The following is a 14100-nucleotide window of genomic DNA, read 5'->3' on the forward strand; positions in this document are numbered from 1 at the left end:
GAGCGGCACACTAGCACCAAGCCCATCAAGGGGATATCGCGATGCGCACTTCCGCGTCTCAACGCACGTCAGCCGCTCCCCCGGCAGTGCCGGCCGCTGGCCGGCTGCCGATCCTCCTGGATGACCGGTTCATCCGCACCACGCTGGCCCTCTTGATTGCCGCCTCGCTGGCCGCATGTTCGAGTACGGACGACCGCCTGCGCGACGCACAGGTAAGGCCCATGGACCGACCGGAATGCCAGGTCGGCAGCCAGCGCCGCGATCTGGATGCCGGAGTGCCGGCGCTGATCGGTGGCACGGGGTGCCGCGGCAATCCGGACGCGACGCAACCGCTTAACCGACAACCGGCCAACGCCGTGGAGCTGGGTAGAAAGCATGACTGAAGCAACACCGGTAGCCGCCGTGCGGCTGGACGTGTGGCTGTGGGCCGCACGGTTTTTCCGGACCCGCAGCCTGGCCAAACAGGCGGTGGAAACCGGCAAGGTGGACGTGGCCGGGCAGCGTCCGAAATCCTCGCGCGCGGTGCGTGTGGGCGAAGCCCTGCAGATCAGCCGGGGCGATGAAGTGTTCGAGATCGAGGTACGTGGCCTGAGCGACATGCGCGGCCCGGCACCGGTGGCGCAGCAGTTGTATCTCGAAAGTGAAGCGTCGCTGGCTCGCCGTGCGGAGGTGCGCCTGCAGCGTGCGGCGGCGAAGAACGGTTATCTGCCGCCGGAGCACAAGCCGGACAAGCGTGCGCGTCGATTGATCCGTGCGCTGGGCGATCTGGACGCGCTGTAAGGGGCACCCTGCAGAAATGAAAAGACCGGGCCAGTGGGCCCGGTCTTCGTGTGTGCCTGCGACGGCGGATCAGCGCAGGTCGTAGCGGTCCAGCTCCATCACCCGCGCCCAGGCAGCGACGAAGTCGCGAACGAACTTCTTCTCGCCGTCCCCGCTGGCATAGACCTCGGCCAGTGCACGCAACACCGAGTTCGAGCCGAACACCAGATCCACGCGGCTGCCGCTCCAGCGCGGCGCGCCGGTGCTGCGGTCGCGGCCGCTGTAGCCATCGCCGTTGGCCACCCACTGCGTGCGCATGTCGAGCAGGTTGACGAAGAAGTCGTTGCTCAACGTGCCGACGCGATCGGTGAACACGCCGTCCTGGCTGCCGCCGACGTTGGTGCCGATCACGCGCAGGCCACCGACCAGTGCGGTCATTTCCGGGGCGGTCAGCGTGAGGAGCTGTGCGCGGTCGATCAGCAGCGCCTCGGCAGGCACGGCGTAACGGCCCTTGACGTAGTTGCGGAACCCATCGGCGTACGGTTCCAGCACCGCGAACGAGTCCACATCGGTCTGCGTCTGACTGGCATCGGTGCGGCCCGGGTTGAACGGCACGCTGACCTCATGGCCACCGGCCTTGGCTGCCTGCTCGACGCCGACGTTGCCGGCCAGCACGATCAGATCGGCCAGCGACACCTGTGCGCCGCCATCGCCCTTGAAGCCGGCCTGGATCTTCTCCAGCGCGGCCAGCACCTTGCCCAGCTGCTGCGGCTGGTTGACCGCCCAGTCCTTCTGCGGGGCCAGGCGCACGCGCGCACCATTGGCGCCACCGCGCTTGTCCGAGCCGCGGAAGGTGGACGCCGCCGCCCACGCGGTGGAGACCAGCTCACCTACGCTCAGCCCGGCCGCAGCAATCTGCTGTTTCAGCGAGGCGATGTCCTGCGCGCTGATCGTGGCCTGGGGTGCTGCCGGCACCGGATCCTGCCAGACGAATTCTTCGGCCGGAATCTCAGGGCCGAGATAGCGTGCGCGCGGGCCCATGTCGCGATGGGTCAACTTGAACCACGCACGGGCGAAGGCATCGGCAAAGGCCTGCGGGTCGGCCAGGAAGCGACGCGAGATCTTTTCGTACGCCGGGTCCACCCGCAGCGACAGGTCGGTGGTGAGCATGGTCGGGCGATGCTTCTTCGACGGATCGTGCGCATCGGGAATGATCGCCTCGCTGTCCTTGGCCACCCACTGGTGCGCACCGGCCGGGCTCTTGGTCAGCTCCCACTCGTGGCCGAACAGGATCTCGAAGAAGTCATGGCTCCACTGCGCCGGTGTGCGCGTCCAGGTCACTTCCAGGCCACTGGTGATGGTGTCGCCGCCCTTGCCGGTGCCGAATCGGTTGGCCCATCCCAGGCCCTGGCTTTCCAGCCCGGCCGCTTCTGGTTCCACATCGACGTTGTCGGCCGGGCCGGCGCCGTGGGTCTTGCCGAAGCTGTGGCCACCGGCGATCAGGGCGACGGTTTCCTCATCGTCCATGGCCATGCGGCCGAAGGTATCGCGGATGTCGAATGCCGCCTTGAGCGGATCGGGGTTGCCGTCCGGGCCTTCCGGATTGACGTAGATCAGGCCCATCTGCACGGCGGCCAGCGGGTTCTCGAGATCGCGTGAGTGGATGTCGCCGTCCGCGTCGTCATCGGAGACCAGCACACCGTGGTCTTCCTGCACGCCTTCAGAGCCGTGCGCATACCGCACGTCGCCGCCCAGCCAGGTGGTTTCACGGCCCCAGTACACGTCCTGGTCCGGTTCCCAGGTATCGGGGCGGCCGCCGGCGAAGCCCAACGTCTTGAAGCCCATCGATTCCAGTGCGACGTTGCCGGTCAGCACCAGCAGGTCGGCCCAGGAGATTGCCTGGCCATACTTCTGCTTGATCGGCCACAGCAGGCGGCGGGCCTTGTCCAGGCTGACATTGTCCGGCCAGCTGTTGAGTGGTGCGAAGCGCTGCTGGCCGCGGCCGGCGCCACCCCGGCCATCGCCGATGCGGTAGGTGCCGGCGCTGTGCCAGGCCATGCGCACGAACAGGCCGCCGTAATGGCCGAAGTCGGCCGGCCACCAGTCCTGCGAGTCGGTCATCAAGGCCTTGAGGTCGGCCTTGAGCGCGGCGTAATCCAGGCCCTTGAAGGCCTCGGCGTAATCGAAGGTGTCATCCAGCGGATGCGAGCGGCTCGAGTGCTGGTTGAGCAGATCCACCCGCAGCTGCTTGGGCCACCAGTCCCGGTTGGTGGTGGCATCGCCGACGAGGGCGTGGTTGAACGGACACTTGGCTTCGCTTTTCATGGGTATCTACCTGTGGACTGGCGAACGTGGAGACCACCGGCGCGGGGGAGGCGATGGCGACGTCGGGTAACGTGGCACCTGCACGTGCGGCGCGTGGGGCGGCGCGATGTGAAGGCATACGTCCACGTTAGGCACTGCCGTTCATTCAGTAAATTCGAATGAATCAACCGATGTGATAGGCGCAGGCTATTTCGCGTCTCGCCCTCAGCGCTTGCCGAACAGCCCGCCACCGAGCTTGAGCAGATCGCCGACGCCCAGCTGGCCGTCGCCGTCCTGGTCCAGCACGGAGGTCAGCAGGCCACCGCTGTTGGCGCTCTGCGCTTCCTGGCCGAGGGCCTGGCTGAGCTGACCCGGGCTGGCGTTGCCGCCGCTGGCGAAGCGCTGGACCAGATAGGACATAACGATGGGGGCGAGGATGGCGAGCAGCTGGCTGGTCTTGCTGCTGTCCAGCCCGGTGGCCTGACTCAGGCCTTGGGTGGCGCGGTCGGTATTGCCACCGAAGACGTGGCCAAGGATGCCGGCGCCGTTGGTCGCATTGCCGCCGCCACCGCCGAGCACGCTGCCTAGCAGCCCGCCCAGATCGAAGCCGCCGCCGCTGGCCGGCGCGTGGTCGCGCTGCAGGGCGCCGAGCAGGGCCTGCGCGCCTTGGGGTTCCTGGGCATTGCGGCCCATCGCGCCCAGCAAGAGGGGCAGCGCCGCCCCGATGGCGCCACTGGCCTGGTTCTGATCGATGTCCAACTGCTGGGATACCTGCTGCAGGCCTTGGCCCTGCTGCAGTTGCTGGAACAGGGACGCGGCAAGCGATTCGGTATTCACGGCGGACTCCAGGGCAGGGATGGGGACCGCCCGAGCATAGCGCCGCGTTCACTACGGGAATGCGAAGAATTCACGCGGGCCCGCGCGCGCACCCGACCAACGGTCGGGTGCTACCGGCTCTGCGGGGAGCCGGCCAGCGGCCGGCACTACCGGATCGTCAGAGCAGTGTCTTCAACCGGTACAGCGCTTCCAGTGCCTGCTTCGGGGTCAGCTCGTCCGGATCGATCGCGGCCAGCGCGTCCTGGGCAGCGGTGTTGGGCGCGTTGAACAGCCCGAACTGCTGCGGTGCATCCAGCGCCTGCGCGGCCACCACGGCGGACTGCGTCTCGTGGCTGCGCTGTTCCAGCTCGGCCAAGCGACGTCGCGCCTGGGCGACGGTCGATTTCGGCAGGCCAGCCAGTGCGGCCACCTGCAGGCCGAAGCTGCGGTTGGCCGGGCCATCCTTCACGGCGTGCATGAACACCAGCGCGTCGCCGTGCTCCACCGCATCCAGGTGCACGTTGGCGATGCCGCTGGCGCCGCCTTGGTGCTGTTCGTCGGCCAGGGCGGTCAGTTCGAAATAGTGCGTGGCGAACAGCGTGTAGCAGCGGTTCTGGTAAGCCAGATGGCGTGCGACCGCATCAGCCAGCGCCAGGCCGTCGTACGTGGACGTGCCGCGGCCGATCTCGTCCATCAGCACCAGCGACTGTGCGCTGGCGTGGTGCAGGATGTAGCTGGTCTCGGCCATCTCGACCATGAAGGTCGATTGCCCGCGGGCCAGATCGTCGCCGGCGCCGATACGGGTCAGGATGCGGTCGATCGGGCCGATCACCGCACGGCTGGCCGGCACGAAACTGCCGATATGGGCCAGCAGCACGATCAGTGCGTTCTGGCGCATGTAGGTGGATTTACCGCCCATGTTCGGGCCGGTGATCACCAGCATGCGGCGGCCCGGATGCAGGTCCAGGTCGTTCGGTTCGAACGGCTGCTCGCGTACCGCTTCGACCACCGGGTGACGCCCGCGCTCGATCTTCAGGCAGGGCGCGGTCTCCAGTTCCGGGCGCGCCCAGTCCAGCGCCTGCGCACGCTCGGCGAAACCGGCCAGCACGTCCAGTTCGCTCAATGCCGCCGCGCACTGCTTGAGCGGCTCAAGCCCGCTGGCGAGGATGTCCAGCAACTGCTCGTACAGGAACTTCTCGCGGCTCAGCGAGCGCTCGCGTGCGGACAGCACCTTGTCCTCGAAGGACTTCAGTTCCTCGGTGATGTAACGCTCGGCATTGGTCAGCGTCTGGCGGCGCGTGTAATGCACCGGCGCCTTCTCCGACTGGCCCTTGCTGATTTCGATGTAATAGCCGTGCACGCGGTTGTAGCCGACCTTGAGCGTGGCGATGCCGCTGCTGATGCGCTCGCGCTGTTCCAGATCGATCAGGAACTGGTCCGCATGCGTGGAGAGGCGGCGCAGCTCATCGAGCTCGGCGTCGTACCCTTCGGCGATGACGCCGCCATCGCTGAGCTTCAGCGGCGGGGTCGGGGCGATCGCGCTGGCCAGCAGGTGCGCGCATTCGTCATGCGAGCCCAGCGCATCGTGCAGGGCGATCAGGCGCGGCGAGTCCAGGGGGGCGAGCACCGCGCGCACGTCCGGCAGCAGGCCCAGGCCGTCACGCAACGTGGAGAAATCGCGCGGGCGCGCCGAGCGCAGGGCCACGCGGGTAAGAATGCGTTCCAGATCGCCCAGGGCGCGGAAGGCATCGCGTACGTCGCTGTCGGCGCCGCGGTCGATCAGCGTGGCGACCGCATCGTGGCGGTGCACCAGCACCTCGCGCAGGCGCAACGGGCGGTGCAGCCATCGCCGCAGCAGGCGACCGCCCATCGGCGTCACCGTGGTGTCGAGCACACCGAGCAGGGTGTTGCGGGTATCGCCATCGACGCGCGTATCCAGCTCCAGATGGCGGCGCGTGGCCGCGTTCATGGCGATGGCTTCGCTCGCGGTTTCGGTGGCGATCGCGGTGAGGTGCGGCAGGCGTTGCTTCTGGGTTTCTTCGACATAGCCGAGCAGGGCGCCGGCGGCGGCGGTGGCGCGCGGCTTGTCGTCGATGCCGAACCCGGTCAGGTCGTGCAGTTTGAAGAAATTCAGTAGCTGGCGGCGGCCGCTGTCGGCATCGAACAACCAGGGCGCACGGCGCCGGATGCCGCTGCGGTACTGAAGGAAGGCCGGCCAGTTTTCTTCATCGGGCACCAGCAGCTCGGCCGGTTCCAATCGCGCGAGCTCGGCTTCCAGCGCATCGTCCGAATCGACTTCGTTGACCAAAAAGCGGCCGCCGGCCAGATCGGCCCAGGCCAGGCCGTAGCCGTGCTTGCCGCGCGACAGCGCCATCAGCAGCGTATCGCGGCGCTCGTCCAGCAGCGCTTCGTCGGTCACGGTGCCGGGGGTGACGATGCGCACCACCTTGCGTTCCACCAGGCCCTTGGCCAGCGCCGGGTCGCCGATCTGCTCGCAGATCGCCACCGACTCGCCCAGGGCGACCAGACGCGCCAGATAGCCTTCGTAGGCGTGGACCGGGACGCCGGCCATCGGGATCGGCGCGCCGCCGGAGCTGCCGCGCTGGGTCAGGGTGATGTCCAGCAGCCGCGCCGCCTTGCGGGCGTCGTCGTAGAACAGCTCGTAGAAGTCGCCCATCCGGAAGAAGAGCAGCAGGTCCGGGTAATCGGACTTGGCGGCGAAGAACTGCTTCATCAGCGGGGTGTGTTCGGGCGAGGCCTTGGTGCTGCTGTTCTTTTGTTTTGAATCAGTGGCTTGCAATGGAGTGCGTCTCGGTCGGTGAACGCGGGTTGCCGTCGAAGGCGGCAAGTAACGGGATTTTTTGTTGCGATGGTGCTGCGACGGCTCGTCGGGAGCCAAAGATCGTGTTGCGACGCCAATCGGGACGCGGACGATGATGCCAAAAAATGGTGCTACGGGCCGCGCCACACGGCGCGAGGTCACCAAGTTTAGTCTGACCCGCCAGCAGGTGATGGAGCTTTCGGTACGTCGTATCCCTGTCCATGGGGCGCAGCCAAGCCCGCCAGGGTCGTCGAACGTGCGGTGGACAAGGGCGGCAAGGCTTATGGCGTGCTGATCGGGAGCCAAGGCGCCCCGTGAGGGCGGGCTGGTGGGCAGTGTTCAAGGGAGAAGGGGCCCGCGCCCAATCATTTCTCCCATCCGTGTCAATACGCTATCGTCTGAGCGCCGCCACGACGTCGGCTCGCCAAGGAATGCTCATGCGCTGGACTTCGTTTGCTGTTGCCTCCCTGCTCGCCGTGGCCGGCTCCGCTTCTGCCGCGCAAGGAGAGGTTTGCCTCGCCGCTGAACAAATCACACCGGCCGGGGTCATGACCCCCTTCAGTGACAGCACCGTCTTCCAATGCAAGTCGGTTGGGCAAGTGACCGTTCCGCAGCTGTATGCGAAAGGGTGGAAGGTTGTGTCGGTGTTCCCGCAGAGCACCATGGATCCAGCCAAGCCCGGAATGGTCACCGTACTCTGGACCATGGTCGTCGAAAAAGACTGATCTGCCGGTGCCGACAGCTTGGCGTGTGCCGGGGGCGGTAAGGCATTTCGGTCCCAGTATCCGGACCCCTGACCCTCACGTCGGACTGGTGAGCAGGGCCACAACTACCCGTCGGCTCGATGGGCGCGTCGCGCAGCCGGTCAGTCCGTGCGCAGCTGCAATGCGGGATGGGCGGCGAATACCTCCATGATGATGTCGAAATAGGTCTGGCCGACGCCGCGTTCCAGCGCGTCCAGCTGGGTGGCGATTCCCGCGGCATTGAACATGCCGGGGCGCGCCTGTTTTTCCTGCAGCCAGGCACGGGTGGCCGCCACTCCGAGCGCGGCGCGGCTGTGTGCGATGTGCGTCCAGTGCACGGTGGCGGATGCGTGCCCGGCCAGTGCGCCATAACCGCCGTAGAGCAGGTCATCCAACGCATCCAGGCTGGGGCCAAGTTCCCAGTCCTCGTTGGCCATGAACACGCGGTTGATCTCGGCGTAGAAGCCGGCGATGTCGTCGATGGCGCTTCCGTCCAGCACCAGGGTGGGTCCGGTCATGCCCGGGTCCGTGCGTGCAGGGGCCGCGTGCACCGGGCGATGGTTGTCGAGGGCAGGGCGGTGTCATGCATCGGCAGCAGTCCTCATGATGCGTTGGGTGGGTGATCGTCCGGGACGCGACATCGTCGGTCACCCTGGCGGGTTCCAGTGATCGATTGTGTGCGCAACAGGGTGAGGCACGGCGCTTTGCCATCCAATGAATGCCCGGGTATCCACTTCGGCGTCCCGTTCGATGCGTCAGACGACCTGCACACGGCGGCAAGCTCCGTCGGGTGGCTGCGGCCTGAACGCCCCCACGTGCCTTGACGCAGTGTCGACGCGAATTCACCCGGGCTTGCCGCAGGCAGGCAGACACTCGGCCCATGTTCCATAAACAGGGATCGACCATGAAGACGAGCATCCGCGTGTTGTGCCTGGGTAGTTTGCTGGCGGTGTCGGCAGTGGCTGGCGCACAGACCTACGGCCCCAAGGACGAAGGACGCCGCTTCAATGACGGCAGCAAGGTCGTCTGCCACAACGTCGAGGTCCAGCGTAATTCCAAGGATCCCAATCGCATCACCGGCACGGCGACAGGTGCGGTGGTCGGTGGCCTGCTTGGCAACCAGGTGGGCGGCGGCAACGGCAAGAAGCTGGCCACCGTTGCCGGTGCCGTGGCAGGCGGCGCGGCCGGGCGCCAGATCCAGGGCAACCAGCAGTCCAAGAACGGTGACCGCGTGGTCGAGCGTCGCTGTGAGCGTCAGTACCGTTGATCGATCGTAGTCGCTGCAGCCTTGGCTGTCGCGCCCGTGGTGATGAAATCAGATGGCGGCCTCCGGGCCGCCATTTTCATGGACCGTGATACTGCGCAGCACTGAATGCCTTGGTTCGCACGCAGCCGGGCTGGCCGTTCAAGGGCGTGATCACCGCAGCGGCGGACTGCCTGCCAATGTGCGCGCGCCGGTGATGATCATCCGCAGCATCTGGGTCAGCTGCTCGATCAGTTCCGGATCTTTCTCCGGCGGCAGGTCAACCGCCGTAGCGCCCATCGCAAACACCAGCCGGGTGATCGCCTTGGAGGCCAGCGCCGGTTCGTGCAGGCGCGCGCCGTCGGCGGCGGCCAGGCGGATCAGATCCACCCGCAACTCGTCTTCGAAGTAGTTCAGTTCGCGGTCGACCGCGTGCTTGAACGCATCCGAACCCGCGGTGCCCTCGCGCAGCAGCACGTGAAGCAGCCGATCATCGGCGCGCAGCTGTTCCATGAAGGTCTCCACCGAGAGGCGGATCACGCTGCGGTCGGAGGAGGCTGCCCGCTGGCGGGCCTCGCCGATGATCGTGCGCAGCGAGCGCCCGGCCAGGTCGATCAGGGCCACGGTCAACTCGTCCATGTCGCGGAACTGGCGGTAGAACGAGTTCGGGGCGATCCCGGCTTCACGCGCGACCTCGCGCAGGCTCAGCGTGGAGACGCTGCGGTGCGGCCCGATCAGGGCCAACGCGGCGGCCAGCAGATCCTCGCGCGAGATCGAGGCTTTGCGCGCGGGATGGGCGTCGTCGGAGGCGGGCAGGGGCAGGTCTGGGGAGGTCATCAGGGGCAGCGCGGTCAAGTCCCTGAATCATAGCCCGTCCCGGCAATATACACCTGTATACACAGTCGTATGCTCGGCCGTATAGTGCACAGCATGAGCACCGTCCCGCGCATTGCCGCCCGCCGTCACGCCGCCAGCCCCCGCCGCTGGGTCTCCGAGGAGCTGTTCGACTTCTGGGGCACCCGCCTGCATCCGCTGTGGACCTTGCGCCGCCCGTTGGCCCGGCTGGTGTCGCGCACGGCCGAGAGCGCGGATGCGGTAACCCTGGTGCTCACGCCCAACCGCCATTTCCGCGGCCTGCTGCCGGGCCAGCACGTGACCCTCGGCGTGGAGGTCGACGGGCGCCGCCTGTCGCGCAGCTACAGCCCGACCGTGTTGGCCGATGGGCGGCTGGCCATTACCGTCAAGGCGATTGCCGGCGGCGCGGTCAGCCAGCATCTGGCCGGTGCCGCGGCGATCGGTGAGGTGTTCGAACTCGGCCAGGCGTTCGGTGAGATGACCTTGCCGACGCCCTCCAGCGAACGCCTGCTGCTGTTGGCCGCTGGCAGCGGCATCACCCCGATGCGCGCGCTGCTGCGCCAGCTTGATGGCGCCGGGATGCCCGGCCAGGTGGACCTGGTGTACTGGGCACGCCGCCGCGAGGAAGTGTGTTTTGCCGATGAGCTGACCGCCCTCGCGGCACGCCATCCGTCGTTCACGCTGCACATCGCGTTGACCCGCGATCCGGCGGCGCCTGCCTCGCGGGTCGATGCGTTCGCGTTGGACACCCTGGGCGATCTGAGCGGCGCCCGTGCGCTGGTATGCGGCCCGGGCGGCTTCGTCGAAGCGGCGCAGGCGCGCCTGCACGGCCAGGTCGCCTCGCTGCAGTCCGAAGCGTTTACCCCGCCGGTCCTGCCCGAGGCCGAGAGCGGCACGGTGCAGGTCGAGCTGCGCCGCAGCGGCCGCACGCTCTCCTTGCCGCGCGGCACCTCGCTGCTGCAGGCGCTGGAAGCCGAAGGGCTGCGCCCGGCCAGTGGCTGCCGGATGGGCATCTGCAATACCTGCGTCTGCGGCAAGGTGTCCGGCGTTACCCGCCACACCCTCACCGGTGAACACGCGGCCGAACCGGCCACGCAAGTGAAGCTGTGCGTGAACAGCGCCAGCACCGACCTGATCCTGGAGCTGTGACCATGTCTTCCGTGCACAACCGCGCGCTGTCCCCGGCCGAACTGCAGGCCTTCGGCGATGAACTCGATGCCCTGCGGGCGCGCCATCTGGCCACGCTGGGTGCGCGCGATGCGCGCTATATCCGCCGCGTCGTCGCGGCGGTGCGCTGGACCGGCGTGGCTGGCCGCGCGCTGCTGTTCCTGGGGGCGTTCGTACACAGCGTGCTGATTCCGGCATGGATCGCCGGCGTGGTGATGCTGGCGCTGTCCAAGATCCTGGAAAACATGGAGCTGGCGCACAACGTCATCCACGGCCAGTACGACTGGATGGGCGATCCGCAGCTGCAGGGCAGCACCTATGAGTGGGACATCGTCGGCACCGCCGACAACTGGCGCAAGACCCACAACTTCCGCCACCACACCTACACCAACGTACGCGGGCTGGACGACGATATCGGCTACGGCCTGCTGCGGATCTTCCCCGAGCAGCGCTGGCGCCCGTTCTACCTGATGCAGCCGGTGGTGGCGGTGGTGTTCGCGCTGCTGTTCGAATGGGGCATCGCGATACAGGACCTGCGCCTGGGTCGCGTGTTCGCCGGCAAGATGACGCTGCGTCAGCTGGGCGCGCAGTTCCGTCCAGTCGGCCGCAAGATGGGCAAGCAGATGTTCAAGGACTACCTGCTGTTCCCGGCGCTGGCCGGCCCGTTCTTCCTGCCGGTGCTGCTGGGCAATGTGGCCGCCAACCTGATCCGCAACGTGTGGACCTACGTGATCATCTTCTGCGGCCACTTCACCGCCGACGCGGAGACCTTCCCGAAGGAATGCGTGCGCGATGAAAGCCGCGGCCACTGGTACCTGCGCCAGCTGCGCGGCTCGTCCAACCTTACCGGCGGCAAGCTGATGAATGTCATGTCGGGCAACCTCAGCCACCAGATCGAGCACCACTTCTACCCGGACATCCCGGCCAACCGCTATGCCGCGATCGCCGTGGACGTGAAGGACATCTGCGCGCGCTACGGCCAGCACTACAACACCGGTTCGCTGCCGCGGCAGTTCGGCCAAGTGATGTGGCGGATCGTGCGCCATGCCTTCCCGAGCAAGCCCGGCCGCGCACGGGCACTGCCGGCGGTGGGTGAGGCCAGCCGACAGCCCGGCTGAGCCCGGCTAGAGCGGCAGTTCCAGCTGAAGGCGCAGCAGTGGCGATGCCCTGCGCTGGCGCCGCAGCTGCTCGGTACCGTCTTCGCTGACCCGCTCCTGCCCAGTGTGCAGCGCCCGGTGCAGCGCGTTGTTGAGGCTCAGCCGCAGCTTGCTGCCTGCGCGCAGCGACCACAGCGAGTACAGGTCCAACTCGCGCCCGTACGCACTGATCTCGAACTGGCCGGGGCTGACCTGTACCGTGCCGCCGGTGCGGTAGGTGTAACTGCCGCCGACCGTCCAGCCGGTGCGGATCTCGTAGTCCGCGCCCAGGGTGCCGCTGAAGCGCACCTGCTCATCAAGACGGTTGTCCGGACCGGGCACATCATCCACGCGCGAATCGTTGGCGGTCGCATTGAAACGCACCGCCACGGCCGGCGCGCCTGCGATCAGCTGCGGCAGACGGAATGCCGTATCCATCTCCAGCCCCCAGGTCATCGCGGTGCCGCCGTTGACCGGCGTGGCCACCCAGCGACCGTCCTGCAGATGTGTTTCAGTGCGGATCACCTCGCTGATCCGGCGCGCATAACCGCCGATGCTGAGCTGCGCGCCGTCCTTGCCGTAGGTTTCGTAGGACAGGTCCACGCCGGTCGCCAGTTCGGGCCGCAGCGCCGGGTTGCCGCGTTCGTCGGGGTTGAGCGGGCGGTTGTTGGTCGAGGTGTACGGGCGCGGGATCAGCGAGGCCAGCGTAGGCGAGCGATAGGTGCGGGTCAGCGCGACGCGCAGCTGGTCGCCCCGGGTGCCGGGCATTTTCCAGAGTGACTGCAACACCGGTGAGAGCACCTGGTCACGGCGCTGGATGCCGCTGAAGCTGCTGCCGTCACTGCGGGTATCGATCTGTTCCCAGCGTGCGCCGGCATAGAGGGACCAGCGCTCGCTCAGTGAAATGTCATCCTGCACGTACAGCGCCAGGCGACGGATGCGCGCGTCGAAAGCCAGATCGCTGATCGCCAACATGTCGCCCTCGTGGACAGGCAACAGCTGCTGCACGCGTGCTTCATCGCGGCGATCCTCGCTGCCCTCCCAGCCGAGCTGCAGCGCATGCCGCCCGCGGGCGGGCAGCGTGTACTTGCCACTGCTGTTCAGATCGCCCACGGTCAACCGCGCGTCGGTGTGGTCCTCCAGGTTCTGTCGCCCATCCGCTGCCTGGCCCTGTTCCCGATAGGTGTAGCGCTCGCGGTTGCCGCCCAGGCGCAGTTTGGTGGTGAACGTGCCGCCCCGTTCGAACGCCCGCGTCCACGTCATGCTGCCATTGGCCTGCGTCACGTCGATGCGCGTGCGTTGTTGATAGCGGGTGGTCTGCAGTGGGGCGCCGAGCGTGGTGGCCCAGTCGATGTCGGTGATGCGGTTGAACCGGCTCGCATCGGCGAAGCCCTGCAGCGCGAAGGTATCCCCGTTCTCCAGCGTCGCTTCAAGGCTGGGGGCCAGTGACAGCACATCGCGGTTTCCGCTGGCGCGCAGGGAGGTGTCACGCAGGGTGGTTGGTATTCCCTGCCGATTCCATGCACGCTCGGTACCGGTTTCCTCGACCAGGAACTCGCGGCGCGATGCGGTCGCCGTGATCGCGCTGCTGCGGTGGTCGGCGCGCCGGTTGCGCTGCCAGCTGACCGAGGGCGTGTTCCGGCCATTGCTGTTGCCCCAGGCCACCGACAGCTGCCCGCTGTCCTTGCGCGCGCCTGCGGCCAGCACGATGTTGATCGAGCCGGCGATCGCTTCGGCGCGCTGGTCGGCGGTGGGTGCGCGGATGATCTCCACGCGCTCGACCATCTCCGGCGTGAGCGAGTCCAGGTCGAACCCGGCGGGCGCTTTCTGGCCGTTGAGCAGGATCTGGGTATAGCCCGCACCCAACCCCCGCAGTGACAGCGTGCCGCTGCGGCCGGGCGCACCCGTGCCGACGGTAATGCCGGGCAGGCGTTTGAGCGCATCCACCAGGCCGATGTCGCCGTACTGGCGCAGCGCTTCAGCGCCGACCACGATCCGGGTGGCGGTGTCCTCGCGGCGTGCGTCGTACACGGTGCCCTGCACCTGCACGGTCTCCAGTTCAGTGGGCGGCGGTGCCTGCGGTGCGGGCAGTGACTGTGCAGCGCTGGAGAACGCGGCACACAGCGGAGTCAGGGCAAGTACGGTGCGAAACGTGGGTGACATGGGGCGGTCCGTGCAGGAGGGCAGGGGGCATTTCGCGGGGCAACACGCGCCCCTCCTGTGGCCAGGAAAACGAAATGCAGCGGAGGGGCGGAT

Annotated in this window: 12 protein-coding genes; 6 read left to right on the top strand and 6 right to left on the bottom strand. The window is 67.5% G+C overall.

Going from position 1 to position 14100, the window contains the following annotated elements; translation table 11 throughout:
• The first annotated feature begins 41 nt into the window (after positions 1 to 41).
• A complete protein-coding gene (locus tag PV764_RS19420; RefSeq protein WP_421117331.1) occupies positions 42 to 383 on the top strand; it encodes a hypothetical protein in 342 nt (113 codons plus the stop codon).
• Positions 376 to 780: an RNA-binding S4 domain-containing protein gene (locus PV764_RS19425; protein WP_019184482.1), complete on the top strand. Its 405-nt coding sequence runs from the start codon at positions 376 to 378 to the stop codon at positions 778 to 780. The genes PV764_RS19420 and PV764_RS19425 overlap by 8 nt, the downstream gene beginning before the upstream one ends.
• 69 nt (positions 781 to 849) lie before the next feature.
• On the opposite strand, the gene katG is transcribed toward PV764_RS19425, so the two are convergent.
• The 3 genes from katG to mutS form a co-directional block, all read right to left on the bottom strand.
• Positions 850 to 3084, bottom strand: coding sequence for a catalase/peroxidase HPI (katG, locus tag PV764_RS19430; RefSeq protein WP_421117333.1), 2235 nt, complete (start codon positions 3082 to 3084; stop codon positions 850 to 852).
• A 204-nt stretch (positions 3085 to 3288) separates the two neighbouring features.
• Positions 3289 to 3900, bottom strand: a complete 612-nt coding sequence (locus tag PV764_RS19435) for a DUF937 domain-containing protein (protein ID WP_421117335.1) — start codon at positions 3898 to 3900, stop codon at positions 3289 to 3291.
• A gap of 157 nt (positions 3901 to 4057) precedes the next feature.
• Positions 4058 to 6613: a DNA mismatch repair protein MutS gene (gene mutS, locus PV764_RS19440; protein ID WP_421117337.1), complete on the bottom strand. Its 2556-nt coding sequence runs from the start codon at positions 6611 to 6613 to the stop codon at positions 4058 to 4060.
• A 524-nt stretch (positions 6614 to 7137) separates the two neighbouring features.
• On the opposite strand from mutS, the gene PV764_RS19445 reads away from it, so the two are divergent.
• Positions 7138 to 7425, top strand: a complete 288-nt coding sequence (locus PV764_RS19445) for a hypothetical protein (RefSeq protein WP_421117339.1) — start codon at positions 7138 to 7140, stop codon at positions 7423 to 7425.
• Between the two features lie 140 nt (positions 7426 to 7565).
• Here the strand turns inward: PV764_RS19445 and PV764_RS19450 are convergent, their stop codons facing one another.
• Positions 7566 to 7961: a barstar family protein gene (locus tag PV764_RS19450; protein WP_019184477.1), complete on the bottom strand. Its 396-nt coding sequence runs from the start codon at positions 7959 to 7961 to the stop codon at positions 7566 to 7568.
• A 386-nt stretch (positions 7962 to 8347) separates the two neighbouring features.
• Here PV764_RS19450 and PV764_RS19455 point away from each other — a divergent pair, with 386 nt between their 5' ends.
• Complete coding sequence (locus PV764_RS19455) at positions 8348 to 8710, top strand: glycine zipper 2TM domain-containing protein (protein ID WP_019184476.1); 363 nt, start codon at positions 8348 to 8350, stop codon at positions 8708 to 8710.
• 150 nt (positions 8711 to 8860) lie between these two features.
• On the opposite strand, the gene fabR is transcribed toward PV764_RS19455, so the two are convergent.
• On the bottom strand, positions 8861 to 9523 hold the full coding sequence (fabR, locus tag PV764_RS19460; protein ID WP_026069985.1) for an HTH-type transcriptional repressor FabR: 663 nt from the start codon (positions 9521 to 9523) through the stop codon (positions 8861 to 8863).
• A 93-nt stretch (positions 9524 to 9616) separates the two neighbouring features.
• Between fabR and PV764_RS19465 the strand changes: the two genes are divergently transcribed.
• Positions 9617 to 10690 carry a ferredoxin reductase gene (locus PV764_RS19465; protein WP_421117341.1) on the top strand — a complete coding sequence of 358 codons (1074 nt, stop codon included), beginning with the start codon at positions 9617 to 9619 and terminating at the stop codon, positions 10688 to 10690.
• Positions 10691 to 10692: 2 nt separating this feature from the next.
• On the top strand, positions 10693 to 11826 hold the full coding sequence (locus PV764_RS19470) for an acyl-CoA desaturase (RefSeq protein WP_046272090.1): 1134 nt from the start codon (positions 10693 to 10695) through the stop codon (positions 11824 to 11826).
• A gap of 6 nt (positions 11827 to 11832) precedes the next feature.
• On the opposite strand, the gene PV764_RS19475 is transcribed toward PV764_RS19470, so the two are convergent.
• Positions 11833 to 14007: a TonB-dependent receptor gene (locus PV764_RS19475; protein ID WP_080341431.1), complete on the bottom strand. Its 2175-nt coding sequence runs from the start codon at positions 14005 to 14007 to the stop codon at positions 11833 to 11835.
• Between the last annotated feature and the right edge of the window lie 93 nt (positions 14008 to 14100).

The sequence above is a fragment of the Stenotrophomonas sp. AS1 genome (assembly GCF_048957655.1).
Classification (GTDB): Bacteria; Pseudomonadota; Gammaproteobacteria; order Xanthomonadales; family Xanthomonadaceae; genus Stenotrophomonas; species Stenotrophomonas bentonitica_A.

Excerpts from the sequence above, each read along its gene's own strand:
- fabR (WP_026069985.1), bottom strand. The coding sequence starts at position 9,523 with ATGACCTCCCCAGACCTGCCCCTGCCCGCCTCCGACGACGCCCATCCC.
- PV764_RS19465 (WP_421117341.1), top strand. The coding sequence starts at position 9,617 with ATGAGCACCGTCCCGCGCATTGCCGCCCGCCGTCACGCCGCCAGCCCC.
- PV764_RS19425 (WP_019184482.1), top strand. The coding sequence starts at position 376 with ATGACTGAAGCAACACCGGTAGCCGCCGTGCGGCTGGACGTGTGGCTG.
- PV764_RS19445 (WP_421117339.1), top strand. The coding sequence starts at position 7,138 with ATGCGCTGGACTTCGTTTGCTGTTGCCTCCCTGCTCGCCGTGGCCGGC.
- PV764_RS19470 (WP_046272090.1), top strand. The coding sequence starts at position 10,693 with ATGTCTTCCGTGCACAACCGCGCGCTGTCCCCGGCCGAACTGCAGGCC.
- mutS (WP_421117337.1), bottom strand. The coding sequence starts at position 6,613 with ATGAAGCAGTTCTTCGCCGCCAAGTCCGATTACCCGGACCTGCTGCTC.
- PV764_RS19475 (WP_080341431.1), bottom strand. The coding sequence starts at position 14,007 with ATGTCACCCACGTTTCGCACCGTACTTGCCCTGACTCCGCTGTGTGCC.
- PV764_RS19450 (WP_019184477.1), bottom strand. The coding sequence starts at position 7,961 with ATGACCGGACCCACCCTGGTGCTGGACGGAAGCGCCATCGACGACATC.
- PV764_RS19455 (WP_019184476.1), top strand. The coding sequence starts at position 8,348 with ATGAAGACGAGCATCCGCGTGTTGTGCCTGGGTAGTTTGCTGGCGGTG.
- katG (WP_421117333.1), bottom strand. The coding sequence starts at position 3,084 with ATGAAAAGCGAAGCCAAGTGTCCGTTCAACCACGCCCTCGTCGGCGAT.
- PV764_RS19420 (WP_421117331.1), top strand. The coding sequence starts at position 42 with ATGCGCACTTCCGCGTCTCAACGCACGTCAGCCGCTCCCCCGGCAGTG.